18 protein-coding genes and 1 CRISPR repeat array are annotated in these 19,548 nt (G+C 59.0%); of the genes, 4 read left to right on the forward strand and 14 right to left on the reverse strand.

Features of this window, described 5'->3' with window-relative positions; translation table 11 throughout:
* Window positions 1-13: 13 nt before the first annotated feature.
* Window positions 14-340: direct repeats of the CRISPR family, unit length 37 nt; unit sequence ATTTCAGTCCTCTATCGCTCGAGGACAGCATTTCTTG.
* Window positions 341-615: 275 nt separating this feature from the next.
* From cas4 to WKI89_RS10645, 14 genes are all read right to left on the reverse strand, one after another.
* On the reverse strand, window positions 616-1,185 hold the full coding sequence (gene cas4 / locus WKI89_RS10580) for a CRISPR-associated protein Cas4 (protein ID WP_337869559.1): 570 nt from the start codon (window positions 1,183-1,185) through the stop codon (window positions 616-618).
* Window positions 1,182-1,457, reverse strand: a complete 276-nt coding sequence (gene cas2 / locus WKI89_RS10585; RefSeq protein WP_337869451.1) for a CRISPR-associated endonuclease Cas2 — start codon at window positions 1,455-1,457, stop codon at window positions 1,182-1,184. The genes cas4 and cas2 overlap by 4 nt, the downstream gene beginning before the upstream one ends.
* Before the next feature lie 3 nt (window positions 1,458-1,460).
* A complete protein-coding gene (cas1, locus tag WKI89_RS10590) occupies window positions 1,461-2,468 on the reverse strand; it encodes a CRISPR-associated endonuclease Cas1 (RefSeq protein WP_337869453.1) in 1,008 nt (335 codons plus the stop codon).
* A gap of 16 nt (window positions 2,469-2,484) precedes the next feature.
* Window positions 2,485-4,839 carry a CRISPR-associated helicase Cas3' gene (gene cas3, locus WKI89_RS10595; protein ID WP_337869455.1) on the reverse strand — a complete coding sequence of 785 codons (2,355 nt, stop codon included), beginning with the start codon at window positions 4,837-4,839 and terminating at the stop codon, window positions 2,485-2,487.
* Window positions 4,817-5,215, reverse strand: a complete 399-nt coding sequence (locus tag WKI89_RS10600) for a hypothetical protein (protein WP_337869457.1) — start codon at window positions 5,213-5,215, stop codon at window positions 4,817-4,819. The genes cas3 and WKI89_RS10600 overlap by 23 nt, the downstream gene beginning before the upstream one ends.
* A gap of 251 nt (window positions 5,216-5,466) precedes the next feature.
* Entirely contained in the window at window positions 5,467-6,441 is a 975-nt protein-coding gene (gene cas7i / locus WKI89_RS10605; RefSeq protein WP_337869459.1) for a type I-B CRISPR-associated protein Cas7/Cst2/DevR, read from the reverse strand.
* A 2-nt stretch (window positions 6,442-6,443) separates the two neighbouring features.
* Window positions 6,444-7,916: a hypothetical protein gene (locus WKI89_RS10610; protein WP_337869460.1), complete on the reverse strand. Its 1,473-nt coding sequence runs from the start codon at window positions 7,914-7,916 to the stop codon at window positions 6,444-6,446.
* Window positions 7,913-8,863 (reverse strand): CRISPR system precrRNA processing endoribonuclease RAMP protein Cas6, encoded by a 951-nt coding sequence (gene cas6 / locus WKI89_RS10615; protein ID WP_337869461.1) that lies wholly within the window; start codon window positions 8,861-8,863, stop codon window positions 7,913-7,915. The genes WKI89_RS10610 and cas6 overlap by 4 nt, the downstream gene beginning before the upstream one ends.
* Before the next feature lie 13 nt (window positions 8,864-8,876).
* Window positions 8,877-9,197, reverse strand: coding sequence for a TM2 domain-containing protein (locus WKI89_RS10620; protein WP_337869462.1), 321 nt, complete (start codon window positions 9,195-9,197; stop codon window positions 8,877-8,879).
* 2 nt (window positions 9,198-9,199) lie between these two features.
* The gene (locus tag WKI89_RS10625; RefSeq protein ID WP_337869464.1) at window positions 9,200-10,198 is read right to left on the reverse strand and encodes a WYL domain-containing protein; all 999 of its coding nucleotides are present in this window, start codon (window positions 10,196-10,198) and stop codon (window positions 9,200-9,202) included.
* A gap of 128 nt (window positions 10,199-10,326) precedes the next feature.
* A complete protein-coding gene (locus WKI89_RS10630) occupies window positions 10,327-11,937 on the reverse strand; it encodes a DNA-binding protein (protein WP_337869466.1) in 1,611 nt (536 codons plus the stop codon).
* Between the two features lie 498 nt (window positions 11,938-12,435).
* The gene (locus WKI89_RS10635; protein ID WP_337869560.1) at window positions 12,436-13,338 is read right to left on the reverse strand and encodes a LysM peptidoglycan-binding domain-containing protein; all 903 of its coding nucleotides are present in this window, start codon (window positions 13,336-13,338) and stop codon (window positions 12,436-12,438) included.
* A gap of 203 nt (window positions 13,339-13,541) precedes the next feature.
* Window positions 13,542-14,708, reverse strand: coding sequence for a cation:proton antiporter (locus tag WKI89_RS10640; protein ID WP_337869469.1), 1,167 nt, complete (start codon window positions 14,706-14,708; stop codon window positions 13,542-13,544).
* On the reverse strand, window positions 14,708-15,163 hold the full coding sequence (locus tag WKI89_RS10645) for a CBS domain-containing protein (protein ID WP_337869470.1): 456 nt from the start codon (window positions 15,161-15,163) through the stop codon (window positions 14,708-14,710). Before WKI89_RS10645 ends, WKI89_RS10640 begins: the two co-directional genes overlap by 1 nt.
* Before the next feature lie 174 nt (window positions 15,164-15,337).
* On the opposite strand from WKI89_RS10645, the gene WKI89_RS10650 reads away from it, so the two are divergent.
* From WKI89_RS10650 to WKI89_RS10665, 4 genes are all read left to right on the forward strand, one after another.
* Window positions 15,338-16,360: a LacI family DNA-binding transcriptional regulator gene (locus WKI89_RS10650; RefSeq protein WP_337869472.1), complete on the forward strand. Its 1,023-nt coding sequence runs from the start codon at window positions 15,338-15,340 to the stop codon at window positions 16,358-16,360.
* A gap of 1 nt (window position 16,361) precedes the next feature.
* Entirely contained in the window at window positions 16,362-17,015 is a 654-nt protein-coding gene (locus tag WKI89_RS10655; protein WP_337869474.1) for a transaldolase family protein, read from the forward strand.
* The gene (locus WKI89_RS10660) at window positions 17,012-17,932 is read left to right on the forward strand and encodes a carbohydrate kinase (protein ID WP_337869475.1); all 921 of its coding nucleotides are present in this window, start codon (window positions 17,012-17,014) and stop codon (window positions 17,930-17,932) included. Before WKI89_RS10655 ends, WKI89_RS10660 begins: the two co-directional genes overlap by 4 nt.
* A 132-nt stretch (window positions 17,933-18,064) precedes the next feature.
* Window positions 18,065-19,540: an extracellular solute-binding protein gene (locus tag WKI89_RS10665; RefSeq protein ID WP_337869477.1), complete on the forward strand. Its 1,476-nt coding sequence runs from the start codon at window positions 18,065-18,067 to the stop codon at window positions 19,538-19,540.
* The last annotated feature ends 8 nt before the right edge of the window (window positions 19,541-19,548 follow it).

Raw genomic sequence — 19,548 nt, forward strand, 5'->3', positions numbered from 1 at the left:
GCACCAGCTAGCAATTTCAGTCCTCTATCGCTCGAGGACAGCATTTCTTGTTCCTTCCTTCCTAGACATACGATTACCATATGTCTATTTCAGTCCTCTATCGCTCGAGGACAGCATTTCTTGCAACGACGGCGCGGGAACGGCCAGCAAGATTGACCTATTTCAGTCCTCTATCGCTCGAGGACAGCATTTCTTGTAGCCCCTAGCCCCTACTATAGATTTCGTAGTAGATTTCAGTCCTCTATCGCTCGAGGACAGCATTTCTTGCTATAGCCAAGGCCAAAAGGCCAAGGCCTAGGCCAAATTTCAGTCCTCTATCGCTCGAGGACAGCATTTCTTGAGCGATCAATACGCGGGTTTTTCCGCTTCACATTCTAGTTGTCAATGTGCTTTTGCGTGATTGGAACGCAACGTCATTATACAAGCAACAGCTTCTCGCAAATAAAAACTGGCGCCAATTTTATTCCGGTTTGCGAGCGAGATGAGCTGTCTGGCAGGACACTGGCGCTTTCGCTTGAGAATAGTCTTCTCTAAGGCAAGCAAAATTGCGCCCAAATCTCGCCGGATACGAGTTCGCAAATAGGTGTGATTTTGGTGGGGTCGAGTGATTTGCGACTAAAAAACGTCGCCACAGAAGTTCTTCAGCTCGCACTCGAAACACTTGGCCACTTGCGGCGTGGGGTCAGGGCAGCGCTCAGCTTTGATGAATGCCTTAATTTCTCGGATGGCTTGTAGGGTTCTTTTACGGAGTCGGGTATCAAACTCTATTTCAAAAGTCTCACGGGTGCGGGTGCTATGCCAAAACCCTTTGGGGCTTTTGGTTTGACGGGTGGCCTCGAGCAGCAATCCGTAGGCACACAACTGCATCCGATGCCCTAGGTCGGGTTCGCGGGTGCTGTCCTTGAACTCCACCGGGTAACTCTCTGCTCCAACTATCACCACCAAATCGGCAATACCGGTGAGCTCGAGCGCCTCGCTAGACATATGCACAGCAAATTCTCGCTGTCCTTGGTGCAAACCATAGCGCTGGAGACTCCTCTGCTTTTCAAGTGCCACTTCGACGTCGTGCGCCTCACGCCCATATTGCATACGCCGGGTCTCACGTCGATAAACCGGAGTACAACGTTCATAAAATACGACGCGTGGACAATAGTGGTACTGCCTCAATTCAACAGGGGTGATCACGGGTTTACCTTCTTCCAAGCTCCCTCGAACTGGCTTTGTTCTAGCTGAATCACTGTGATGGCCCCGCTGTGGTCGCCCAAGGTCTTATCCAAGCGTATTTCCAGCTCTTCCCTTGCTGCCCGGGTTAGCCTGCCGCTATAGGCGCTAAACTGAATCCGATCCAGTCCATAGTCCTTGCAGGCATCGCTTACCTTGGTTCTAATGCGGTCGTCGGTAATGTCATAAAGCACCAGAACGGGCTTACCTGGTTTGCGCGGATCTTGGATCAGCATGGTTCACCAACTCGCTACGTAGACTGGGTAATCTCCCTCATCTCGCAGAAATAAGGCCAGACTGCGAGCTTGGGCCACCATAATGCTCTTAAGCCGGAAGCGTTTGCCCTTATGGGTATCCCTGGCATCCAAGCGGTTGAGCACCGCCTCGGCCAAGCGCTTACGTGAAGAGGGCTGGAGCTTGCCCTTCTCGAACTCCGGTCGCCAGCCTCGCCCAAGGGCAGCAATAATGGCACGATCCACCACAGCGGCCCTAAAGCCTTCAACAAAGTCCAGCACCAGGCTGGGCTTACCCGGACGGTCGGTGTGCAGAAAACCCGCGAAAGGCTCGAGGCCCGCCGTCGAGAGTGCGCCCGAGGCCTGTGAGTAAAGGATGCCATAGCCATAGTTGAGGCAGGCATTTACTGGATCGGTGGCCCCGCGCCCCAGACGGCCTGGAAAGTTGAGGTCTTGGGGCAGCAAAGCTGCTATCGCGCCCCAGTACACAACCCCACCACGGCCCTCCACGCTCAAAAGCAGGTCGCGGGCAGCATCCACGTTGGGGGCCTGAATGGCGTCGAGTTCTGCCTCGAAGGTTTGCAGCAACGGCAGGGCCTCCTCGATGGCAGCATAAGCAGCGGGGTCGGCTTCGCGGCGGTACTTGCCAAAGTAGCGCAGCAAGTTAACCTGGTTGCGCAGCCGCACGCGCACCGCGTGGCGGGCCACCTCCAGGCCTTTAGGGGTGGTGTAGGCCAGCATTTGGGCACGACGGGTAGTAACTGTACCCACAAGGTAGGGGCTGGTGATCTTGGCATAGGGGTCGCCCTGGCCGTCCAGTAGGTCAATCTGTACGCCAAATTTGGCGCAGGCCCGGATGGCTTCCACCGAGATGCTAACCGCACTGGAGACGATGGAAAGGGTCTCGAGGTCGCGCAGGGCTACCTCACGCAAGGGTTGCCCTTCCACACGGAACTGTAAGCGCTCCGACTTGAGGCCAATGAAGGTGCCACGCTCTTCGATGATCAGGTTCATTGCTCATCCTTAGTCGTTAGTCGTCCAATTGCCCCCAGGTGTCTTCTCGTACTTCGGGAGCCTTCCACTCCATCCCGAGTTCTGCACTGTACGGCAGGTCAGCAATAAAGAGTTTTAGGGTCTCGCTCCAATGCACGTGCTTCCACAGTCCCGCCGTAATCCAGCGTGGGGCGTTCACCAGCAGGCTACATGCCTCAATAGGGGAATATTTCAGGGTATCCTCATACTCCTGCTGAAAGCACTTTGGCAATACCTGAATGCCGTCAAACAGGTCGTCAAACTTGTGCTCAAGGGTCTCATCTCGGGCAAAAGCTTTGAGGGTATTTACAGCAACCGCTCTGAATTCCTTTGCGCTGCGCTGCACTTTATCACGGAAAACCTTCAAGAGCGTCTCGTTATACACATTGTCGAGCCAACTTGATACCTCCAGGTCGTCAAACTCAGTACCTACATTGGCCTCGAGTTGTTCTAATCCCCGTTGCACGAGCTCATTGTCGTAGATCCGCTGGCCATCTCGAGGTTGGGTCAAGACAGTAACTGGTACAATGCCGTTCTCGCCCTTCTTACCTCTGCGGTTGACCCGCCCGAAGCGCTGCACTAAGGCCTCGAGGGGTGCAGGCTCGCTGAAGATGCAGTCAAAGTCCAGCTCAAGCGAGACCTCAATAACCTGGGTCGCCACAACCACAATGGGGTCTTGGGTATCTCGATTGGCATCGAGGCGGGCCTGAATATCCTGCTCTTTGGCGAGACGGTCTCGTCCCGTGAAGCGACTATGCAGCAGTAAAACCTTCTCGGGGGGAAGCTGCGTCTTAAGGCTTTGCCAAACCGCCTGCGCTTTTTTCACCGTGTTACAGGCCACCAGAACGCTGCGGCCTGCACGCAGCTCATTCACAATCCGTTTCTGAGCCTCTAAGCTTTCGATATCCTTGTCGAGCAGCTCAAGCCGATGTCGCCTGAAAGCCCGGAAAAGCTCCGGGTCGGGCGGCAAGGCCTTCACACCCAGACAGCGCTCGAGTTCCTCTCTTAGCCAGGCTGGCATGGTGGCTGTCATTGCACACACCCGCACGTCAAAGTCGCGGCACAGGGTCTCGGTGACTGCCAGTAACATGCCCAAGCGGGTTGGCTCATAGGCGTGGATTTCATCGAGGACAAGGCACGAGCCTGCCAGCATGGTCAGCAGGCCCTCATAGCCTGCAATTCGGTACATAGCCTTGAGTACCTGGTAGGGGGTCAGTACCGCCACGGCAGGCTGGTGTAACCGGTTAAAGTCATTCTGGCGACGCACGTTTTGTGCTAGCTCCTCGAGATCTTCGACCCCTTCTTTGTGCTGGCGGTACAGCACCTGTAAAGCTCGGCTGTGCAAAATAGCGACGCCGCCTTCTGGCCTAAGGTCGCGCTCAAGCCGATCTTTCATGGCATTCAGACTGGCTTGGTAGGGCAACGCGTAAATGAGCCGCCTGGGGGCCTGGGTTTGTTGTACCGCGGCCCATCCCAAGGCGGCTTCCGTTTTACCGCTTCCAGTGGGGGCGTTAAAAATAAGATTGCCTTCGATCCGAGCAGCTTTCTGATGCCCTCTTGGCTCAGCTTCCTTGTTTTTCCGCGCGATGAGTTGCTCAAGGCAGGGTAACCACAGAACCGAGGGGATAGGGGCGCGGGCGCTTGCCATCCGGTCGGACTGGGTAATAATCCCGCGCAGCAGGATATGCAAGCGGCGCTCGGCCTGGAGCTGGGCAAAACCCGGCTCATGGGGATAGGGCTCATCAAGGCGATGAATGTTAGCGTAAAGCTTGATACCCTTTTCAATTGCCTCCGCTGCCTGCTTAGGAAACTGTTTGAGGTCTATCTGAAAAGTCTTCTTCTGCACACCAAGCCGGGCCAAGTCATAGTGGTCTACCCAGTCATTGGGGACACGCTCGATCCAGTCTTTCAACCACTCAATGGCTCGGGGCTCAAACTCAGTCAGTAACTCCACGCCGCTCGAGTCCTGATACAAGGTTTTGATGACCTCGCTATCCCGGTGGTGTGAGATCACCCCAAGCGCGATCAATCGAGCCTCGTTCGGCTCGGCAACCCAGGGCAAGAAGGCCAGCGAAAGCACCTCGTGGCGGTGTAGATATTTCTGACCGCCGCCATTGAGTCGTGCCTGGAAGCCGCTGGCAGCTTTGCCAAAGTCATGGATCACCGCAGACCAAAACGCGATATGCCAGAAGTCGGGCAGGCCCGCTATTTGCGATAAGTGCGGCGTACGACTAGCAAGTCCTGCCAAACGCTCTACCACCCGTTGGGTGTGCTGTTCCAGGGTCTCGGGCTTTCCCTCAAAACCTAGTCGAGCGCTCTTAGCCAGTGGTTCAAAGGGCTGCGCTGGGTTCAAGGGACTCACTCTCCTCACCCAACAGGCTGTGCCAGACCAGGATACGCTGGCGTTCACTGTGGACAGGGCTGGTAGGATCTACCCAAAGAACCTCGCTGGCTCCGCTCACCGTGATCACCCCGCTAATAGATTCCTGCTGTCTTGGGTTGGGATGAAACAGGCGGCTATTAAGGATTACATACCTGGCCCAGCGCACCTCACGGCGATTAACAGGGTTTATCCAGCGCGGCATCAGAATGCCCTGACCAACCTGTACCCTGGGACGGTACGACCATGGCAGCAAAGTGTGCTCGTAATAGCCGGTGTCGCGTTGCTCGAGGTCTATCACCTCCACGCTGCGGTAACTAGCGAGGTCTTGTGAGCGACCCAGCAACACCGGATAGCGCGGCTCGAGGAAGGCCCTGCGCCAAGTCTCGAGGTTGGGTGTTTGCAGGTAAAGCGTAAGGCGCGGGGAAAAGAACAGCTCTCGAACGGTCGGGCTGAGGTTCGCACTGATATTGGCTGGGTGCTTCCATCCCCTAGCGCTGCGGTCGGCTTTTACTAGCCAGGTGTGCTCAAAGTCATCTACACTACCTTGATGGGTAAATACATAGGCGAAGCGAAAGGAATCGGGCTCGGGATACTCCCCTAAAAGGTAGCCTCAAGCCTAACCCGTTGCTCATCGTAGAAACCCTGTACCCAACCCACATACAAATCGCTCAGCAAACAGTCGCGCCAGACCTGCAAGGCTTCTTTTAGGGCTTCAACCTGAACCTTCGGACGGCCCTTCTCGTCAGCCCCAACCACGTAATGCAGCGGATTGTTTCCACCTTTGAACACAGCCGTCATTACAACTACGGGTGTTACATCGGTGTAGTGAATAGCCTGCTTGGCCCCACCCTCGAGGTGGGCTAGGCCCTTGAGAAGGCCTGCGATACGTTTTGCTCGTTCATCTGTTGGCAGGCGGAATTCTTTGTTCTTTTCATCATGGTGCAACCCTTCGTCTTTGGCAGCCTGAATCCGCACTTCGTCAAGGTTGCGTGATCCGCTCTGATCACGGTAGCTAAAGGTGCCTGCCCGGTTCAAATCAAGGGAAAAAAGACCCTTGAGCGTAGCCCGATAAAACTGGTGGGCGTGCGGCACAGGGTTGCCCTCGTGGCGGCTCATGGTGCCAAAATCCTTGACGATGTTCACGGGGGCAATGGAAACCAAAGTACTCATGCGAAAAGGCGATGTACGGGTAATGCTGGTCTGGGTTTCAGTCTCACTAGCGCGGGAGGCATCCTCAGTCCTGGCCTCCTTCGCAGTGGTCTTTTTAGACTCGGCCCGCATATAACCAAAAAGATCGTCATCCCAATACCTAAGCGGGTTGGCATCGGTATAAGCCACTTTGTTCTCGCGGAAAATAGGTGCAGTATGAGCCGCCCAGTCGGGTTGTTGCTCGAGGGTGCTGCGCAACCAAAACCTAAAAGATTGTGCCGACACGTAGGGCAGGGCCCCTTCTTTAGTACGAATTAGCTTCACACCTACTTCGTTGTCATAGTCGGCATCGAAGGCACGATTGGAGTTGTTAAGGGCGGAAGCAGGTGCATCCAGTAGTAGGGTTCCAGCGATAAAGGCCATGTTTATTCCTCCTCTTCTTCTTCTGGTATATCTTCAAGTACTTCCTTGTTGCTATCAAACCACTGCTGGTCAAACAAGGCTTCAATGAAGCGAATCCGAGTCAAATCCCAGGCCAGGCTGAAATCAGCTCGAGCCAACTCATCGCCCTCCTCAAAAATTTCCAAAAATTCATCGAACCTTACAGCAGGTTCAAGACCCTCCTTTAGCCGTCGCATCCCCATCTGAATCAAGAGTTGTCGAACCTCAAAGGGTTTTCGGGCGGTATAAATGCGCCGAAACAAGCGACGATCGTTATCATCCTTGACCGCATCTGCTAGACGGTCGGCTAGGGCTCGAATGGCTTGAATACGACTCTGCTCCATACCTAAAACCTCCCTTAGAAACAACTCGAGCAAACCCCACAAAGTTGCGGGACGTCGAGTAGATGCAGCATTCGCTGCGGTGGTTTCACTTTTTGATTTTTTGGCTCGTCTTTTCCCCTCAACTGGCTTCGCACCTTTAAGTTGGTCAACAACGGGTTTCCAAAAAAAGCGTCGAACGAACCTTGCGGCGTCTTGAGGCAAGTCGAATACCGCTTCATAGACATCATTGCGCCTCGCATACCGAGGATCCTTATCCTTATCCTTAACCTCTTGCCAAGCACTCGAAACCAGTCGGTTCCAGGCCTCACGGTGCCTAATGCCTTGGGCCTTTCGTACAAAGGCTAGGGCGGGCAGCTCAAGGGTATAAATGGTTAGCTCAGGCCCCTGACCGCTGTTACTAGCGTAGTAGATGGTGACACTACCGGTATACTCAAGGTCAGGGTCTTGGTTGTTTTCACGAAGTTGCTCAATCTCAACAATCTTTTCAATTAACCGCGAACGTGGCCCACTCCAACCTGAGCATTTTTCCCCAGAAGACTTCGAGAGCTGTACCCGTTTGCGAATCTCTGGCTGCCAACACTTCACTAAAAGTAACAATAGCCTGGGGTCGTCAGCAGCCACCACCATCAGCCGCCCGCCAACCAACGGAGAGGCCAGCGAGAGACCTTGCAACGTAGTGATTCCCAGTCCACTGATGGGCAGTTGAGGCTGCCCGTCAGGAAAGAAGTTCGATGGCTCGCGCCCAGTGAGCATCGGCACGAAATCGCGGGCGACCAATTGCTGGGCTGGGCGTCGGAAGTAGCTGCACCCAAGCGCTTTAAGGGTATTTGGGTTTTTGAAGCTCTCAAGGATTTTCTTAGCAACCTCGCGCTTTCTTTCCGGCTCGAAGCTGGGGTTGATGAAGTTGCTGGTAAAGGCAACCGCGATCCAACCCGTCATCTCTTTGGTAAAGTAGGCGTCCTTCGCCCATTCCACAAAATCCTCCAGGTCAGCTCCAGTCACTTCCGCGGGATTGCGCTTTTCGGCAAACACAGTCAGGCCGGCAACACCCATATCAACCAATGGGTGGCCCGTCCAACACAACCCAATAGGTTTGTTTCTGTTGTAGCTCATACCCCTCCCCTAATCCGATATCTTCCCGCCCCAAAGTGCGCCCATTTCCCCACTCCAACCAGTTCACCAAACCGTAGCAGCGTTGCGAAGGGCCGTAAATCCCCGCTGTAGGTCACGCTGCCCACCAGGCCGTTCATAAACACGGGGTATTTACCTTTTCCACTGCGAGCCTGTGCGGCGTGTCGGGTTTTTTGCTCCACGACATCCACTGTTCGGGCTAGTAAGGGCAACTCGCCAAAATTACTACCCAAACTCTTCCCGCCACCATATAGCTGCTCGAGGTTGCTTACCCTGCGCTGCAAGGCTCGTATTAGCACAGGAAACTGAAGGTTGTCCACTGCTTTTCCGCCACTGCGAATGTGGGTAAAGGTCTCGAGGTGCAGGGTCAGGCGGCCCTCAGGCAATGGAGGCAAACCGGCGGCATTCAGGGTGAAGGTCTCGAGGCGCACCACCGGGCTGTCGGCGCTACTAAGCAGCCGGGTCTCGCCGGTGTAGGGATGAATGCTGTGTACCTCGGTCAGCTCAAAGCGGCCCCGCGTCAGCCCGATCCCAGCTTCGCCCATCTGGCGTATCGCGGCCACCATATAGGGCAGGTGCTTGGCGGCCCGGCCCGCGATTCGCAAACCAAACTCGAAGGCTTCACCGGGGGCGATCAGGCGCTCTTGGCCCAGGTGGGTCTCGAAAACCAGCGGGCGCGGAGGGCTCTCCAGCGAGTCCACTTCCAGGTGTGCAGGTAGGGTCGGAGCGTAGAGCGCCGCGTATGGGCAGACCGAGCGCAACGGGCAAGTAGCACAGGTCTTTAGATCACGGCGGGTGCAAGCGATCTGGTAAAGGGTGCGGCCAAAGGCTCCCTCTAGCTTGCTGCCCGCAAAGGCAGGGAGGCGGATGGGCTGCTCGGCCCGCAGGCCAACGCGCAGCAAGCTCACTGGCAGGTCAAACTCAGGCATCTCCAACTCCAGCTTAGCCTAAAGAGCCCACCACCTCAAGGTCGTGTAGGGTCTGTAAGGCTATGTTGCGGTTCACACCATCCACCAAGCCTGGGATGCGAAATAAGTCTATCAGGGCCCAGAACAGCATCCCGCCAAAGGTTAGCCAGTAAAGTGGCTGCATTCCCCATTGTCCGAGGTAGGCGTAGTGCAAATCGAAAAAGAACCACAGCAAATAGGCCACCCCGGTGCTCTTGGCCTTGCGTTGAAAGCTTTGCTCGAAGATTAAGCAGTCATCCGGGCTTAGGTTGCTAGGGGCTTTTTGAACCAGTACTTCCTTGGGTATGTTGGCCATGTTCATTCTCCTTTTCCTGCTACTTCTTTTGCCTCCAAAAGCCACCGCTGCCGCAGGCTTTCCGGCTCCAGCACCTCCACCCGAGGCCCCCAGCTCTGCACCCAGGACAGAAGCTCCAGGGGGAAGTTGTCGTTGTTGGTACCCACGGTAATACAAACCTCGAGGCCCCCGTCGGGGAGCCTCGAGGCAATGCGCAGGTTGGGGTAGCCGCCCTCCAGGATGCGGTAGGCGGCCTCAGGGCGGAAGCGAAGCCGAACCTCTACCGGCACGCCGCCGCTGCTACCCACCACCCCCCAGGCATTGGAGAGGTAGTGGCGGGGATCGAAGCTGTCAGGAATGGTGTAGGCCCCCGGCTCGCCCACCGCCCGCACCCGCCGCATCCGGCTCAGCTTGTAGGTGCGCAGGGCCCGGTGGTAGCCGCGCTCGAGCCCAATCACATACATGCCCAGGTTGGTGCGGGAGACCTCGAGGAAGTAGACCTCGAGCACATTTTTGCGCGGCCTGCCCGAGCCACCGGGCTTGAGGTAGTCGAACTCGATGCGCTGGCGTTTGAACCAGGCTTGGGCCACCACGGCCATGGCGAACCCCTCGTCTTGATGTTGGAGGGTGCGGCGCTCGAGGTCTTCGGTGCTCTTGAGCGCCAGCTCCTGGGCCGAGGAGGGCAGCCGCCGGGCCAGTTTTTTGAGGGCCGATAGGTAGGTGGGCTCGTAGCCGGGGGTGTGGTGGTAGAGCATCCGCAAGGCGCTGTGCGTGACCAGCGCCTCCACCGGGCTCAGCTCGTGGCTTTGCAGCAACTGATACTGGGGTGAACGACCCTTTTTAGCCACCTCGATGGCTTGCAAATCCTCGAGCAGATAACGCAGGGCCGTACGCTTGTCCACCCCCAACACCTGGGCCAGCTCCTGGGCCGTGTAGGGCTTGGCCGCCAGCAGGTCGCGGGCTTCCATCAAGCGAAGTGACTTCTTGTGATCGGCACTGACCCGACGGGGTTCGCGACTCATATAGCCTCAGCTCAATAGATTTGTAGCTTATAAATCCAGCGTCGAAGGGGTGTCGAAATGAGAGAAAAGAATCGTTTGTGCTCAGAAAAACTGATATCAATACACTCATGTAAAACGAACCCGGTGGACTACTCGGTTAACTCCTCGCGGCGGGCCTGCACCCAGTTGGTGTAGATTCCTTCCAGGAATAGGTTCTTTTTCGTACCGGGCAGATGCAGGTCATAGCGCCACTGCACCCGAGGGTCTAGACGATAGGTTCCACCCTGCGCCTCCACGCTCTTTTCCCAGCCCAGGGCCTCGCGCAAGCGCTCGAGGTGGGGCCAGAGGGCCTGGCTGGCCTTCCTGCGGTTCAACTTCTGGGGGTAGAGCTTGTCCATCAGTTGGTCGAGGGTGACCTCTCCGCCATGCTCGAGCAGCAAGACCAAAACCTCCGCCGCTCGGCTGGTGGGGGCCAGGGGAATTTCCCGCTTGTTCACCCAGACCCGCAAAAGGCCTGCCGCACGAACCTCGACCGCCAGGGGTCGGCTTCTGCGCCTGCGCAGCTTGAGAAGTCCCCTGCGCTGCGCCTCGGCAAATAAGGCCGGCAAGCAGTAGCGTTCCTCTTGCAGCCAGGGCTGAGACCAGTCCAGAGTCGGCAAAATCGCCTCGAGGGTAGCCAACTGCCGCTGCTGACGGGCCAGTTCGGCCCGTGCCAACTGAGCTCTCATCGCGTCGCGCCCGGCTATCTGGAGGGCCTGGCTCAGCGCAGCCTCGGCTCCGCTGCGGTTACCCAGCATTAGATGAACAATGGCAATGTCTATGTACAGGGTATCGGCTGGTTCGGCAGCGTGGGCCTGCCAGAAGCAGCCCATCGCTTCGGCGGGCTTGCCACTCAGGCGATGGGTATAGCCCATGCCCCAGTAGGCTTCTTGTAGGTCGTCGGGTTCGACCGCGACCCTGGCAGCCTGCTGGTAGCTGAACAGGGCCCGATCCCATTCCCCCAAGACCCGGCGCACCGCCCCCAGGCCACAAAGCGCCCTGGCGCGAAACTCCTCTGCTTCCTTGCTTTTGCTCAATTCCACCGCTTGCAGCAGGTGGCGCTCGGCCTCTGATGGCTGGGAATGTAGGACGGTGATCCCCAGGCTGTGGTGCAGCCAGGCCAGGTAGTACGGATCGTGGGTGAGGTGGGCCAGCGCCTCTGCCCACAAGCCTCGAGCTAGGCCAGGCTCACCCAACCGGAAATGATGGTTCCCCCAGTCCATCAAGCAGCGGCCCAGCGCGCCTCCACGCAGGCATTGCCGGGCTTGTCTAAAAACCTCCATCCAGCCGGGCTGGTTCAAATAAGCCAGGGCATCGGCCCTAAAACGCAGCCACCATCCCCGATCCTCTGCCTCCAACTCGCTTTTTATGTCTTCCAATAGGGCCAGCGCCTCCGGGGTACGCTGGGTACGCAAAAGAGCCCAACTGCGAAACAACTGCACCCTGGCCGGAGCAGGATGGAGGGTGTCGGAGAGCTCGAGCAGGGGCTGGTGCATTCGGGCACTGCAAAGGGTGCGCGCATACAGCGCGGCCACCTCGGGGTGTTGTCTTAAGAAAGCAGGGGTCAACAGCGCAAAAACCTCTCTCACTAGGTTTTTCGCAGCCGCGTAACCATCGGCCTCACCCACCCTGTGCGCCAGCACCTGGGCCAGCTTGTCTGGATGGTGCTCGAGCAAGGCACCTATGCTGCTTCGAAGACCCTGGACATCTTGGCTGTACACACGCTCATGATAAAAAATTGGGAAAGGCCGTGTAGCCTCTCCCGCTAGGTTTTTCGCTGGCCTATACTAGCCGCCTGCACAGCACTTTGGCCCATCTCCTGCGACTAGCACAGAGACCGGCTGCCCAACCGTTCCCAAGTGCGGTTGCACTGCCAGGGCCAGCAGGGCCAGCGCCAGTACGATGCCTCCTTTCAACCAGCCAAGGGTCTTTTTGCCGATGCCAACAGGGATACTTGGAATGCCGTGGTTGTTTTCCACGCCTGTCAGTGTGGGGGTTGAGTGCGACAGTGCTTGTCGCGGATCTTTCCCACAAGCCTAGGTGGCTGTTCGTGCCGATCCGATGCCCAAACCCGAGCTCTATTTATTTTTTGAATCTGGTGCTAGTGCTCCGGTAACCTAATTCCTGGGATGGATTTGGCTCCCCTAATATCTGGGAGTTGCTTTGAGCGCTTCATTTTGGGAACTTCGCTGCATATCAATCTTTAACTTACCAAACCACTAGGGGCGAACCGCCTGCAGGGCCTCCACCCGCTTGGCCCCGCGATAGACCCGCTTGTAGAAAGGGCTGTCCAGGCTTTCGATCACCACCCGGCTACCATAGCTATTGGCGTGGGCGAACACGCCCCGGCCCAGGTAGATGCCCACGTGGTCAATCTGGCGGCCCCCAAAACTAAAAAACACCAGGTCGCCCTGGCGCATCGCGCCCTGTACGGTGCTGAAGGCCCCCCACTGCTCGCGGCTGGTGCGGGGCAGTTTGATGCCCACCTCGGCAAAAACCTGCTGTACAAAGGCTGAACAGTCCACCGCGCGGTCGGAGTTGGCCCCAAACACATAGGGCAGCCCCAGGTATTTGAGCACCACCAGAATCAGGGGGTGGGTGGGGTCGTAGTCGGTGTCGGCGGGCGGGCTGGGCTGGGGCTGTGGGGCGGGTTCGGGTGCAGGCTGGGGGGAAGCTGGCGGCTGAGGTGGGGTGGGACTGGGCAGTGGGCTCGAGTTAACCAGATTGGCCGAAGAGCCCGCGGGTGGGGCAGGATTGGGGTTGGCTGGGGGCGGGTTGGGCGTAGCGGCAGGTGGGTTGCTGGGAGCCGCCACGCTCACCTGGGGAATCCGGAGCACCTGGCCGGGCGAAAGGCTGGTGCCCTCGAGGTCGTTTTCTTGCTGGATGGCCTGCACTGTAGAGCCGTAGCGCCGGGCAATAGAAAAGAGCGTATCCCCCCGCTGTACGGTGTGCTGCACCACTCGAGGCGGCAGTTGCAGCACCTGGCCCACACTCAGGGTAGCATCGCTCAGACTGTTGAGCCGCATGAGAATTTCCACGGTGGTATCGTGGCGTTTGGCAATGGAGTACAGGGTATCGCCGCGCTGCACCGTGTAGGTGGGGCCGCTCTGGGCCAGCACCATCGCAATAAACCAGGGCAGCACCGCAAAAAGAGCGGTCTTCAGAAAGAGCGGCCCCGTCAGAGCTATGAGGTGTGCTTTTACGGGCCTGTTTTTTGCCGCTGGGAGCAGCAATAGCGAAGGCCGCGATATGCGCATCACAGCGTAAGTATACGCCCAACCATGCTGGTTTTGCGTTCATGGACGATTAATAAAGGGTTTGAGCTTCAGCCTGAGCCCTCCGAGCCGGGTCGGCCTTCGGCCCAGGCAATAGCAGGCCGTAGGAAAAGCGGGGCCAGCAGGGTGGTGCCCACCACCATGAAAAGCACCAGGGCGTACTCTTCTTCATTCACTGCCCCTGCCGACAGGCCCAGCGCGGCTACAATCAGGCCCACCTCACCCCGGGGGGCCATGCCGATGCCCACCACCACCGCCCGGCGAAAGCCCTGGCTCAGGGTTCCCAGAAATCCACCCAGGAGCTTGCCCAGCAAGGCAATGAGCAGCACCCCGCTGCCCACCAGCAACACCTTGGCGCTCACCAGCGCGGCCAGCTCGAGCCTCACCCCCACCATGGCGAAGAAGATGGGGGTCAGAAACTGGCCCACGGACCGGGTGGACTCCTCGATGGCCAGCTCCTCCCGCACCTCGGCCAGGAGCATCCCGGCCAGGAACGCCCCCACAATGGGGGCCAGACCGATGGCCGCCGCCAGCGCCGCCAGGCCCACCCCCACCAAGAGGGCAAAGCCAAAGGAGTTACCTAGGGTAAAGCGCGACAGCGGGATCCGCCGCAGCCAAGGCACCAGCAGCATGGCTCCGCCTACGAACACGACCGAGAGTAGGGTGATGCGCACCGCCACCGCCAGCTCGAAGGCGCCGCTTTGGGCCACCCCGTTGACCACCGCCAGCACAATTAGGCCCAGCACATCGTCAATCACCGCCGCGCCCAGGATGATGCGGCTGTAGTTGCGCGAGAGCACCCCCAGCTCCAGGAGCACCCGGGCGGTAATGCCCACGCTCGTCGCCACCAGGGCCGTGCCCAAAAACAGTGCCGGAAGCTGCTCGAGGCCGATGCTGAGGCCAAAGAAATACCCGCCCACAAAGGGAAACAGCACCCCCAGCACCGCCACCAAGAAGGCTTCCTTGCCCACCGCCAGAATATCGCGCAGGCGGGTCTCGAGGCCCACCATAAAAAGCAGGAAGATGGCCCCCAGCTCGGCCAAAAACTCCAGGACTTCGCCGTCATGTACCAGCCCCAGCACCGCAGGCCCCACCAACAAACCGGCCAGCACCTCGCCGATCACCACCGGCTGCTTGAGGCGGGCAAACAGCCAGCCCACCACCTGCGCAGCCAGCAGCAGAAAAAACACCTCGAGCAGAGGCCCCGCACCGTGCATCAGCGCCCCCGCACAAACAAGCGCAGGAAGTCGGAGCGGGTCAGGGTACCCAGCAGTTGCCGCTGTTCATCCACCACCAGCACCCGGCGGTACTGTCGATCCTGCAGCATCAGGCTCAGGGCTTTTTCGATGGGGTCGTGGGGCCCCACCGTGGCCACTTCGGTGCGCATTAGGCGGTGTACAGGGGTGTTTTTGTAGCGCTCGACCAGCCGATCAAACGAGCCGGGGTCTACCCACTCGTCCAAGAAGCGCAGGGCCTCCACATCGGAAAACGGCACCTTTTGTGGCTCGGGTAGCATCTGGTCAATCTCGAGCAGCCCCACCACCGCGCCCCCATCGTCCACCACCGGCAACCCCCCCAGGCGGTGCTCGAGCATGCGTTCGGCAGCCACGTAAAGGGTTTCGTTCTTGTGTACGGTGTAAGGACGCAAGCCCATCAGATTTTTAACTTGCATACTGCGGATTTTACCAAGGGCGGCCAGCCGTATTGACAAAAGAGCCAAAGGTGTGGCATGCTTTCATGCAATCGTTGTCATAAAAATCAAAATACGGCCTGTAATCTGCTTTTGGCTTAGCTTGTTTCGAGAAGATAACCGTCGAGCTTACGAAAATGACAACGATTGCAGACTATGATCAAAATCGCCGACGTAGCCATTGCCGCCAAGGTCTCCCCGTCCACGGTCTCCCGGGCTTTGACCAAGCCCGACCTGGTTGCCCATGAAACCCGTGAACGGGTTCTCAAGGCGGCCCAGCAGCTAGGCTACCGGCCCAACAAACTGGCCAGGGGTCTACGCAAGCAAAAGAGCCGTCTGCTGGGCCTGATTGTGGGGGACATTCTGGCGCCTTTCCATGCCACCCTGGCCAAAGGCGTCCAGGATGCAGCAGAAAAACACGGCTATATGGTTTTTCTGTTCAACTCCGACGAACAACCCGAAAAGGAAGCCCGCTATCTGCAGGAGTTGCAGAGCCACTTACCCGAAGGCTTGCTGATCGTCCCCACCGCCAAGACCCGACAACACCTGCAGAGCCTCCACAATTTGCGCGACCTGCCCATCATCGAACTAGACCGCACCAGCGGCAGCCCAGGGGTGCACGCGGTGCTGGTGGAGAACGTCCTGGGGGCCCGCGAAGCAGTGGAGCACCTGATTCAGCTTGGACACCGCAGGATTGGCATGGTTGCGGGGGAGCCGGTCATCACCACCGCCCAGGAGCGCCTCGAGGGCTACCGTCAGGCCCTCGAGCAGGCCGGAATTCCATTTGACGACCGGCTAATCGCCAACGGCTACCACAAGGAGGAGGGCGGATATGCCGCCGCCATGGAGCTTCTGCGACGTCCGCTGCACGAGCGCCCCACCGCACTTTTTGTGGGCAACAGCGAGATGGCTGCCGGAACCGTGCAGGCCATCCGCGACCTGGGCCTGGGCATACCCGATCAGATCTCGCTGGTATCCTTCGACGATACCCGCTGGGCCCAGCTCATGGAGCCCGCCCTGACCGTGGTGGCCCAGCCCGCCTACGAGATTGGCTTCCTGGCCTGTGAAACCCTGGTCTCGCTCTTACAGCAGAAAAAACAGATGCAGAGCCGTACCTTGCGGCTCAAGACCCGGCTGCTGATCCGGCAGTCCACGGCCAGACCGTTTGAGGGGGCGTAGCATGCGGCTGTTTCTGGACTCGGCGAACCTAACCCGGCTGGACCCGCTGCTGCACACGGGTGTTTTTTATGGGGTGACCACCAACCCCCTGATTCTGAAGGAAAGCGGCCTGATGGTAGCCGATCTGCCCGCCTTCACCAAAGCGGCCCTACAAGCCGGGGCCCGGGAGGTGTACCTTCAGGCCTGGGGCCCGCAAACCGAAGATCTCTACCGCTGTGCGGAATCCCTTGCCCGCATAGACGGACGGGTGGTGGTGAAACTGCCCGCTACCCAGGAGGGCCTGAGCGTGGCCAGCCGGCTGGCTGCCGAAGGCGTGCGTACCTGCATCACGGCGGTGTATACCCCTTTCCAGGCCCTGCTGGCCGCGGCGGTGGGCGCGACCTTTGTGGCCCCCTACCTGGGGCGCATCAACGACGCGGGGCGTGATGGATACGCAATTATTGCCAAAATGGCCGAGGCCTTAAGGCGCACCGCCTCTACAACTGAAATCCTGGCAGCTTCGATCCGCAGCACCGCCGACCTGGTCACCCTGGCCCAGGAAGGGGTGCGCTGCATCACCTTCTCGACCCAAATTGCCGAACGCCTTTTCCAAGAACCGATGACCCTCGAGGCTGCCCAGGCCTTCGAGCAGTCCATGCAGGAGGTAGGCGCATGATTATCGTCGCCGGAGAAGCCCTAATTGATTTGAAACCCGTGCGGGGTGAGCATGGTTTTTTGCTCAGCCCGCACCCTGGCGGCTCGCCCTACAACGTGGCGCTCGGCGTGGGGCGGCTGGGCGTCCCGGTGGCTTTTTTGGGCCGTTTTTCCACCGATGCCTTCGGGGAGCTGTTGCAGGCCCATCTGCGCAAGAGCCGGGTGGATCTCGGCTATGCCGTGCAAGGGCCCGAACTCACCACCCTGGCGGTGGTGACCCCCGGCGCGCAGGGAGAGTCCTTCTCCTTTTACGCGCACCACACCGCCGACACCCTGCTAAAACCGGCCGATCTGCCGCCTCTGCTTCCCGAGGGGGCACTCCTGCACTTTGGCTCTATTTCGCTGGTGCTCGAGCCTACCGCCAGTACCCTCGAGGCCCTGATGCAGCGGGAAGCCGGACGGCGCCTGATCTCGCTCGACCCCAACGTAAGGCCCTTTCTGATTCCCGATAAGGAAGCCTACAAAAAACGCCTGCGGGGCTGGCTGGCCCTAAGCGACCTGGTCAAGGTCAGCCAGGTTGATCTGGACTGGCTTTACCCCGGCCATTCGGTGGAACAGATTGCCAGGGAGTGGCTCCTGCAGGGCCCCCAGATGGTGGTGGTGACCCTGGGCTCCGCCGGAGCAGTGGCCTTTACACCGGCGCACCGGGTGCAGGTAGAAGCACCACAGGTAACCGTGGTAGATACCGTGGGCGCCGGCGATGCCTTTATGGCCGCCCTTCTGGTGGGCCTGTACCGGTCTGGGTCTACTTCCCGCGAACAACTGGCTTTGCTAGACCTCGAGCGGCTCTCTAGCCTGCTCTCGTTTGCAACAAAGGTGGCCGCCCTGACCTGCACCCGGGCCGGGGCCGATCCACCCTGGCAGGAGGAGGTGATGTAAACCCTTGGTGGCGAGGCACTTCAGCCAGCGCGCCAACGATGTGCCGTAGAGCCACGCCAGCCTTGGGTACCCCCACACTCAAGAAAGCGATTCGGCCTAAGTCAAATCTCTCCCATAGCGGAGGTAGTTAGCATGATACCAAATCTTGCGAAATGGCTGGTTTTCCTGGTCTTGTTCTCAGTTCCGGCCCTGGCCCAGTCCGGGCGCTTCCAGGGCGTCAGCATCAACGTGCTGACCTTCACCGGCCCCCAGATCGCCGAGCCCCTGCGCCGCCACGCCGCAGCCTTCGAGCGGGCCACCGGGGCCAAGGTCAACGTGACCGTGGTGCCCTTCTCCGACCTCTACCAGCAAATTCTCACCGACGCCACCACCGGCACCAACAGCTACGATGCCTGGATTTTCGCGCCCCAGTGGATGGCCGACTTTGCCCCGGCCGGCATCATGGAAGACCTGACGGCGCGGGTACGGGCCGACACCGCCCTCCAGTGGAACGATATCGGGGTGTTCTTCCGGGAGTTTAGCGCGCTTTATGGCGGCAAGATCCTGACCATCCCGCTGGACGGCGACTTCCAGATGGTCTACTACCGCACCGATGTGCTGCGCCAGTTGAACCTCCAGCCACCCCAAACCTGGGACGACTACCTCAATATCGCCCAGCGGGCCAACGGACGGGATATGAACGGGGATGGCCGCCCGGACTTTGGAAGCTGCATTGCCAAGAAGCGCAACGCCCAGAGCTACTGGATGTTCATGAGCATCCTGGGGGGTTACGTGCAGACCCAAGGTACCCGCCAGGGAGCCTTCTTCGATACCCGCAACATGCAGCCCCTGGTGAAAAACCAGGCTTTTGCCGAGGCCCTGCGGGTCTACAAGGAAACCACCCGCTTTGGCCCACCCGACGAACTCAACCTAGACGTAGGCGATACCCGGGGGCTCTTCACCAGCGGGCGCTGCGCGCTTTCGATTGACTGGGGCGACATCGGGCCGCTGTCCATTGACCCCCAGACCTCCAAGGTCAAGGATCTGGTGGGCGCGGTGGTTCTGCCGGGGAGCCGCCGGGTGCTGGACCGCAACACCGGCAACCTGGTGAACTGCACTGCGCAGCTCTGCCCGCACGCCATCAACGGGGTTAACCGGGCCCCCTACGCGGCTTTCGGGGGCTGGTCGGGCGGCATTAATGCGAAGGCGGCTGCCAACAAGAAGGACGCGGCCTATGCCCTCTTCAGCTTTATGGCGCAGCCCGCCCAGGCCAATAAGGACGTGACCATCGGGATTACCGGCTTCAACCCCTACCGCGTCTCGCAGTTCCGGGACATTCAGAACTGGGTGAGTGCCGGTTTTAGCGAGGCCGGGGCCCGCAACTACCTGACGGCCATCCAGCAGAGCCTCAACAGCCCCAACATGGTGCTCGACCTGCGGATTCCCAAAGCCCAGCAGTACCAGCAGGTGGTGCTGGATCGGGTGCTCTCGGAGTACCTGGCGGGTCAGCTTACCATTGCCCAGGCCCAGGAGCAGATTCACAACGGCTGGGAGGAGATCACCAACGCGGAAGGACGGCAGAAGCAGCTACAGGCCTATCTGGCCTCGCTGGGGATTACCGGGCGGTAGCCCACACC

It is taken from the genome of Meiothermus sp., from assembly GCF_037443965.1.
Classification (GTDB): Bacteria; Deinococcota; Deinococci; order Deinococcales; family Thermaceae; genus Meiothermus.